The 7,652-nt window shown below is 73.2% G+C and carries 5 protein-coding genes and 1 pseudogene; 4 read left to right on the top strand and 2 right to left on the bottom strand.

Annotation, left to right across the window (positions count from 1 at the left end):
• The first annotated feature begins 154 nt into the window (after positions 1 to 154).
• The 4 genes and pseudogenes from ACFF45_RS10790 (at position 155) to ACFF45_RS10775 (ending at position 4,118) form a co-directional block, all read left to right on the top strand.
• Positions 155 to 1,705 carry an amino acid adenylation domain-containing protein gene (locus ACFF45_RS10790; protein ID WP_381345150.1) on the top strand — a complete coding sequence of 517 codons (1,551 nt, stop codon included), beginning with the start codon at positions 155 to 157 and terminating at the stop codon, positions 1,703 to 1,705.
• A gap of 145 nt (positions 1,706 to 1,850) precedes the next feature.
• A complete protein-coding gene (locus tag ACFF45_RS10785) occupies positions 1,851 to 2,072 on the top strand; it encodes an MbtH family protein (protein ID WP_381345148.1) in 222 nt (73 codons plus the stop codon).
• Between the two features lie 114 nt (positions 2,073 to 2,186).
• Positions 2,187 to 3,053: pseudogene (locus ACFF45_RS10780) on the top strand (ATP-binding cassette domain-containing protein); the annotation flags it as partial.
• Positions 3,054 to 3,095: 42 nt separating this feature from the next.
• Positions 3,096 to 4,118 carry an ArsR/SmtB family transcription factor gene (locus ACFF45_RS10775; RefSeq protein WP_381345145.1) on the top strand — a complete coding sequence of 341 codons (1,023 nt, stop codon included), beginning with the start codon at positions 3,096 to 3,098 and terminating at the stop codon, positions 4,116 to 4,118.
• Positions 4,119 to 4,300: 182 nt separating this feature from the next.
• Here the strand turns inward: ACFF45_RS10775 and ACFF45_RS10770 are convergent, their stop codons facing one another.
• Both ACFF45_RS10770 and ACFF45_RS10765 read right to left on the bottom strand, forming a co-directional pair.
• Positions 4,301 to 6,832 (bottom strand): FtsX-like permease family protein, encoded by a 2,532-nt coding sequence (locus tag ACFF45_RS10770; protein ID WP_381345142.1) that lies wholly within the window; start codon positions 6,830 to 6,832, stop codon positions 4,301 to 4,303.
• Entirely contained in the window at positions 6,829 to 7,626 is a 798-nt protein-coding gene (locus ACFF45_RS10765; RefSeq protein WP_381345139.1) for an ABC transporter ATP-binding protein, read from the bottom strand. Before ACFF45_RS10765 ends, ACFF45_RS10770 begins: the two co-directional genes overlap by 4 nt.
• Positions 7,627 to 7,652 lie beyond the last annotated feature (26 nt).

The raw sequence follows: 7,652 nt of genomic DNA, 5'->3' as shown, positions 1-7,652 counted from the left end.
GCCGTACCCGTTCCCAGCCGGGTCCGCGACAAGATCGCGAAGTCAGACTGGAGTATTAAGAGCGTGGTCCGGGCGGCCGCACCGTTCCTACGCTGGCGACCGTCCGGAAGTCCGCGCCGACGTCCTCGACCCGTCCCCACCCAGGAGCCCCGTCATGGTCCACGTACCCCACCCCAGCTCGGTGTCCGGCGCGGTGCGCCCCGTCGCGGAGGCGTCCGTCGTCCACATGGTCGTACGGCACGTGCGGACCCGGCCCGACGCCGTGGCGGTGCGCTCGGCCCACCGTGCGCTCACCTACCGGCAGTTGTGGCGACGGGCCCTCGTCGTGGCTGCCGCGCTGGACGAGGCGGGCGTCGTCGCGGGGGACCGGGTGGCCCTCATCGCCGCGCGGACCCCGGACACCGTCGCGGGAGCCCTCGCGGTGATGGCGCTCGGCGCGGCCTACGTGCCCATCGACCCCGAGCACCCCGGCGAGCGCACCGCCGCCGTACTCGCCGGCGCGACTCCCACCGCGCTGCTGCACTCGGGACCCGACGCGGCCGGGGGACTGCCCGCCCTGCCCGTCCCGTTCATCGACGTCGCGGCCCTGCCGGACGCCGACGCCCCCGACCGGAGCGCCACCCTGCCGGGCCCGGAGGACATCGCGTACGTCGTGTTCACCTCCGGCTCGACCGGCGTCCCCAAGGGCGTCCGGGTGCCGCACGCCTCGCTCGCCAACTACGCGTCCTGGTGCGGCGAGCTGGTGGGCTGCGAGGGGGCAGGCAGCCCTCTGTTCGGCAGCCTCGGCTTCGACCTGGCGATGACGTCGCTGTGGGTGCCGCTCGCGCAGGGCCGCACCGTCGTGACCGTCGCCGGGCTGTGGGACCAGGAGACGCTGTTCGGCGAGCGCCCGCAGAAGTACACGTTCGTGAAGATGACTCCCTCGCACGCCCGCTTCTTCGACGTCCTCGCGCAGCCGCCCCGCTACGACCGGGTGACCAGGCTGCTGATGTTCGGCGGCGAAGGCCTCGACCCGGCGCTCATCGCCTCCCTGGGCGACCGCCTCGACGGGGTCCGGCTCGTCAACCACTACGGCCCGACCGAGACCACCATCGGCTGCTGCGCGTTCTCCTTCGACCGTACGACGCTGCCCGCGACGCCGACCGTGCCGATCGGCCGACCCGCGTGGAACACCCGGGCGTACGTCGTGGACGACCAGCTGCGTCCGGTGCCGCAGGGCGGCCCGGGCGAACTGGTGATCGCCGGACGAGCCGTCGCGGCCGGCTATCTGGGCCCGCGGCCCTCGGGCGAGCGGTTCATCGACGAGGCCGAGCTGGGCGGCCCGGCCGGGCGCGCCTACCGCACCGGTGACATGGTGGAGCTGCGGCCCGACGGCACGCTGCTCTATCTCGGGCGGGGGGACGACCAGTTGAAGGTCAACGGTCACCGGATCGAGCTCGGCGAACTCCGCCACCACGTGCTGTCCGTGCCGGGTGTCGCCGACGCGCTGTTCGACGTTGTGCGCGGCCCCATCGACACGCTGGAGCTGTTCGTACGGCCTGTCGCGGCGGGCGGCACCGACGGCCTGGCCGACGCCGTCCGCTCCGCGCTCACGGCGGTGCTGCCCTCGGCCCTGGTGCCGGAGGCCGTGCACACCGTGCCGGAGATCGTCGTGAACGCCAACGGCAAGCGGGACGTCGCGGCGACGAGGTCGCGCGCGGCCTGAACGGGCGCGGCCGCTCACCGCGACCAGGTCGCGCGCGGCGCACATCAGTGAGTGGTCAGCGTTTCGTCAGCGCGGGTCGAGATCCTCGATGAGTCCGGTGGACGACAACCGGCGATCGAAACCGACACGACCTGGAGTGTGTGACGTGGCGAACCCCTTTGACGACCCGGCCGGAACCTTCCTGGTGCTGGTCAACGACGAGGGCCAGCACTCCCTCTGGCCCTCCTTCGCGGAGCGCCCCGCCGGCTGGACGGTGGCCCTCGACGAGACCTCGCGCGACGAGGCGCTCGCCTTCGTCGAGGAGCACTGGACCGACCTGCGCCCGCGCAGCCTGCGCGACTCGTCCGCCGACGCTCCGGCCGCCTGACGAGCCCGGCCGAGTCGGGGCGGAGGAGCAGCGGTGGCAGCGCTGGAATGGGCGATCGAGGCCGAGGGCCTGTGCAAGCGGTACGAGCGACGGCAGGCGCTCGGCGGAGTCGACCTGACGGTGTCACCGGGCACCGTGCTCGGCCTGCTCGGTCCGAACGGGGCGGGCAAGACGACCACCGTCAGAATGCTCTCGACCCTGCTCGAACCGGACGGCGGCCGGGCCCGGGTCGCCGGCTACGACGTGGTGCGCCAACCGGCCGAGGTACGGCGGCGCATCGGGCTCGCCGGACAGTACGCCGCGGTGGACGACATGCTCACCGGACGGGAGAACCTCGTCCTCATCGGCACGTTGACCCACCTGGGCCGGGGCGGCGCGCGCGCCCGGGCGGCCGAGTTGCTCGACCGGTTCGAGCTGACCGGCGCCGCCGACCGCCCGGCGCGCACGTACTCGGGCGGCATGCGGCGCCGCCTCGACCTGGCCGCCTGCCTGGTGGCGAGGCCGTCCGTCCTCTTCCTCGACGAGCCGACGACGGGCCTCGACCCGGTCAGCCGCTCCCGGCTGTGGGACGCGGTGAAGGAACTGGTCGCCGACGGGGTGACCGTGCTCCTGACCACCCAGTACCTGGAAGAGGCCGACGTCCTCGCCGACCGGATCGCGGTCATCGACACCGGCCGTGTCATCGCCGAGGGCACCCCGGAGGAGCTCAAGCGCACAGCGGGTGAGGAGCGGCTCGACGTGTCCCTCACCCGGCCGGAGAGCGTGGCGTCGGCCGCCGACGCGCTGCGCCGCGTCGCCCCCGGCGAGCCGTCGGTGGACCTCGTCGACGGCACCGTGTCGATCGTCCTGAGCGACGGCATGGAGAGCATCGAGACCGCTGCGGCGGCGCTGCGCCGGGCAGGCGTCGACGTCGCAGACTTCGCCCTGCGCAGACCCACCCTCGACGACGTCTTCATCTCCCTCTCCGGCAAGTCGACCTGAGCGGCGGTTGCCGGCCGGCAGCGCGACCACGGGGGCATCACTATGCAACGAATCCACTTCACCCTTGCTGACTTCGCTCGGGTCCGGCTGAGGACGACTGCCGGCCCGCTCGTGGAGAGCGCCTTCGCGTACGGGCTGCTCGGGCGCGGCGTCGGTGCGCCGTTCGCCCGCTGGCGCAGCCAGGTCGGGGAGCGGCTGACCCAGTGGCCGCTGCCGCTGACCGGCGGCAGCGCCGCTCCCGGACTCGACGGGCTGATCGACCTCATCGAACGCAGTGGTCGCTGCGTCAGCACCGACGCCTGCGCCGCCCGGAACGCGCCCGGTCCGCCCTTCCACCCGGCGGCCGGTGATCTGTCGCGGGTGTGGCGGGTCGCCGTGGCGCCGTACTGGGAGCATGTGCGGGCCTATCTGGAGGCCGAGTGCGAGGCCCGCGGCCGCGTACTGATGGCCGGCGGGGTGGAACTGCTGCTGACCACCCTGCACTCCAAGATCACCTGGCATGCTCCGGTCCTGGAGATCCACGACGGCCCCGACGAGGACATCCGCCTCGACGGGCGCGGTCTGGTGCTCACTCCGTCCGTGTTCCTGGCACACCGGCCGGGCCGGGTCACCCGCCGCCTCGACGAGAACGGCCCGGTCGTGCTCGCCTTCGCCGCGCCGCCCGACACCCACCAGGCGGCCGGACTGTGGGACGAGCCGGACGACAGCGGCCAGTCGCTCGGCGCCCTGGTCGGGCAGACCCGGGCCGCCGCGCTGCACGCGCTGCGCAGCAGTTGCACCACCAGCCAGCTGGCGGACCGGCTCGGCATCTCGGCGGCGGGCGCCAGCCAGCACACCGCGGTCCTGCGCCGGGCGGGCCTCATCACGACCCGCCGCATCCGCAACACGGTGCTGCACACCCTGACCCCCCTCGGCGTCGCCCTCCTCAAGGGCATCTCCCCCCGCCCGGCGAAACCGGCTGCCGCGGGGGGCCCGGCCCGCCGCCGCCCGGCCGGCGCGGCGGTGCGCCACCGCGACCCGCGCCCGGTGACCGACCTGGCGGCACGCACCACTCCGGCCGCCTGAAGCGCGGCCGAGCCCTCCGCCCCGGCGCCGGGGCAGGCCCTCCGCACGCCGCCGCGGTCCTGCCCCGGCGCGCCACGCACACAGACCGCGGTGTTCACGCCGTGGACCCGCGACGCGGTGCCCGGCACGGACTTCCGTGCCGGGCACCGCCGACGGCGTCGGAGCGGGGTGCGGGTGCGCCGCTACTCCTCGATTCCGGCCATGTCCCCGGGCCGGCCCCGCAGCACCGCCCCCGCCGCCAGCAGGGTCGTCGCCAGGGTCAGCGCCGCCGCTCCGGCCACCACCGCGACGAGGACCCACGGTGAGCCGCCGGGCAGCGCGGTGCCGAGGACGCTTATGCTCAGTGGCACCAGCGTCGCGCCGGCGACCAGGAGGCCGAGGATGATGCCGGCCAGGGCCACCAGGGACGCCTCGACCGTCATCATCTGGAGGACCTGGCGGCGCGTGGCCCCGATGAGACGTTGCAGCATGAACTCCTTGCGCCGCTCGGTCGTCGCCAGCACCTGCGTGTTGACCAGGGCGAGTGTGGCGTAGCCGACGACGACTCCGAGGACCAGGTACGCCATCCACGCCTGTGTGTCGTCCGCGTCGGCCTGCGCCGCCTCCAGGACCTCCCTTCCGGTCACCTGGAGTCCGGGCTGCTCCTTGGCCAGCGTGGACAGGGACGCGCTCAGTCGGGCCGGGTCCGTGCCGGCGGCCGCGCTGACCAGGATCTGCGGGACGAGCCCGCCGTCCGTGTGCCCGACGAGTACCGACGCCGGAACGAGCGCGGTCTCGTAACCGCGCTTCCCGTCGACTGTGGCGACCAGCTTCAGCCTGACCCGGGTACCGTCGCCGAGCCGCATCGGGACCAGGTCGCCGAGCTCACGGTCCTTGGCGTACGTGGCGGGCAGCGCCACGGAGTCGCCGTTCAGGGCGGTGAGGCTGCCCGCCGCCGCGTGGTACGCGGTCGTGCGGTCCAGACCCTGGGGCGTGACTCCCAGCATCGACAGTTCGGTGGGCTGTGGGCCCGTGTCCTCACCCTCGCTCGGCCGCATCGGCTCGTCCGGCTCGAGGTAACCGGTGGTGGGGATCTGCGCGGACGCCGCCGCCACCCCCGGCTGCCGGCGGATCATGTCGACGAGGCCGAGTGGCAGACCACCGGAGGCCGATGTCACGACGACGTCCGCGCGCAGGTTCTCGTCGAACGCCCGCTGGGCACCGTCGGACTGCGTGGTCTGCATGTAGATCAGGCCGACCGCCAGACCGCTCGCCAGCATCACCGGCATCACGGCCGACGCTAGGCGGCCCGTGCGCGCCCGCGCGTTGTGCGCGGCGAGTTCATCGGCGAGCCCGGACACCTTGGAGACAGGACGGCGCAGCACGGCCACCATGGCGCGTACGACGACGGGTCCGAGGAGACCGAACGCCGCCGCCCACACCATCGCCGCCGGAGTGGCGACCCCGGCCGCGTCCGGCCCCGCCGAGCCCGCGGTGCCCCAGGCGAGCGCCGCGCCCCCGGCCAGGCACAGCAGCCCGAGGATCAGCCGGAATGCGCTGAACCAGCGACGTTGCAGCGTCGCTTCGGCCAGTGCCTCGGTCGGCCTGGTGCGAGCCGCGGACTGCGCCGCGATGTACGCCGAGCCGATGGCGGTGAGCAGCGCCGTGCCCACCCCGACGATCAACGGCACCGAGCCGGCCCGGTACGCGATCGACTCCGGTACGACGCCCGCGTCCGCGAATGCGTTCAGCAGCCAGTGTCCGAAGCGCGGTCCCGGGAAGGTGGCGAGGCCGGTGGCGACGATCGCCAGGAACAGGGTCTCGCCGAGGACGAGGCGGCGCAGTTGCCCCGGTGTCGCACCGATCGTGCGCAGCAGCGCCATCTCGCGCTGCCGCTGCTGGATGGAGAGGCCGAGCGTGCTGGCCACCACGAACACGGTGACCATCGCCGACAGACCGCCGAACGCGGCGGCGAGCGGGATCAGATCGCTGCCGTCGGCCACCACGTCCGGGTCTTCGGCGCGGCCGCGGTTGTCCCCGGTCAGCACGGTGACGGGCGAGCCGTCGACGAGCTCGCGGACAGCGGCGGCGACCTCCTGGGTGTGCGCGCCGGAGGCCGGGAAGACGCCGATGTTGTCGGTCGTGCCGACGCGGTCGGCGACCTCGGCGGCCTCGGCGTCGGCGAGGAAGACGTCTTCGCCGTCGTCGGGACCGGTGGCGAGTCCGGAGACCTGGTAGCTCCTCTGCGCACCGTGGACGAGGAGTTGGATCCGGTCACCGGACTTCAGTCCCGCGCGGTCCGCCAGGTTCTCGCCCAGGACGATCTGGCCGTCCGCGCCGGGAGCCGTACCGTCGGTGAGCCGGTAGGGGGAGAGCCTGGCGGAGGACCAGCCGTGACCGGTGACCGGGCCGCCCTCGGCGAGAGCCGCCGGGAACGACAGGTCCGGTACCGCCGCCTCGACGCCCGATATTTTCGCGATCTTGTCCGCCCATCCGGCGTCCATGTGGAGCCGCTCGGGGAAGACGAGCTCCTGCTGTGTGTACTCGTAGCGCTGGTCGCCGGTGACGACGATCGGTGCGACGGCCAGCCGGTGCGGCGGCGCCGCGTTGTGGATACCGGTCTCCAGGAGCCCGCCGGAGCCGATGATGATGACGGCGCCGACGAACAGGGCCACGAACGAGGCGATGAAGCCGCCCGTGTGGAAGCGCAGGGTGCGCAGCGCGATCCGGATCACCGACGCACCCCGTGTTCCGGCTTCTGGATCGCGAAGGGGTTGCTCCACGTGCCCAGTTTCTGCATCTGCTCCGTGACCTGCTCGACCGTCGGACGCTCGAGCGTGCCGATGAGCCGGCCGTCGGCGAGGAAGACGACCCGGTCCGCGTACGCGGCGGCCACCGGGTCGTGCGTGACCATCACGATCGTCTGCCCCACCACGTCCACGGCCTGCCGCAGCAGCGTGAGCACTTCGGCGGCGGTGCGCGTGTCCAGGGCGCCGGTCGGCTCGTCGCCGAAGATCACCGCGGGCTGTGTGACGAGCGCCCGGGCGATGGCGACGCGCTGCTGCTGACCACCGGACAGCTCACCGGGACGGCTGCGCCGCTTGTCGGACAGACCGACCTGCTCGAGGACTTCGTTGACGACGGCCTTCTTGGGGCGCGTGCCCGCCAGGCGCAGCGGCAGCGTCACGTTGTCCACGACGCTGAGCGCCGGAAGGAGGTTGAACGCCTGGAAGACGAAGCCGATGCGCTCGCGGCGGAACTTGGTCAGGGACTTCTCACGCAGCGAGGCGAGGTCCACCCCGTCCAGGTGCACGGACCCCGACGTCGGCCGGTCAAGACCTGCGGCGCAGTGCAGAAAGGTGGATTTACCCGATCCGGAGGGGCCCATGACGGCGGTGAAGGTACCCCTCTCCAGGCTGATGCTGACGTTGTCGAGTGCCGTCACCCGGTTCTTCGTTCCGCCGTAGAGGCGGCTGACGGATTCGAGGCGGACGACTGGCTGGGCATGCGGGTCCTGTGTCCCGTTCATGGGTGTCCTTAGGGGCGTGGGAAAGG

Source organism: Streptomyces cinereospinus, from assembly GCF_042430725.1.
In the GTDB taxonomy this organism is placed as follows: Bacteria; Actinomycetota; Actinomycetes; order Streptomycetales; family Streptomycetaceae; genus Streptomyces; species Streptomyces cinereospinus.
Note: the sequence above shows the minus strand (reverse complement) of the source record. Positions and strands in the feature narration are given on the sequence as shown.

Bases quoted from the DNA above. Each gene is read 5' to 3' on its own strand.
- ACFF45_RS10775 (WP_381345145.1), top strand. From the start codon at position 3,096: ATGCAACGAATCCACTTCACCCTTGCTGACTTCGCTCGGGTCCGGCTG.
- ACFF45_RS10765 (WP_381345139.1), bottom strand. From the start codon at position 7,626: ATGAACGGGACACAGGACCCGCATGCCCAGCCAGTCGTCCGCCTCGAA.
- ACFF45_RS10790 (WP_381345150.1), top strand. From the start codon at position 155: ATGGTCCACGTACCCCACCCCAGCTCGGTGTCCGGCGCGGTGCGCCCC.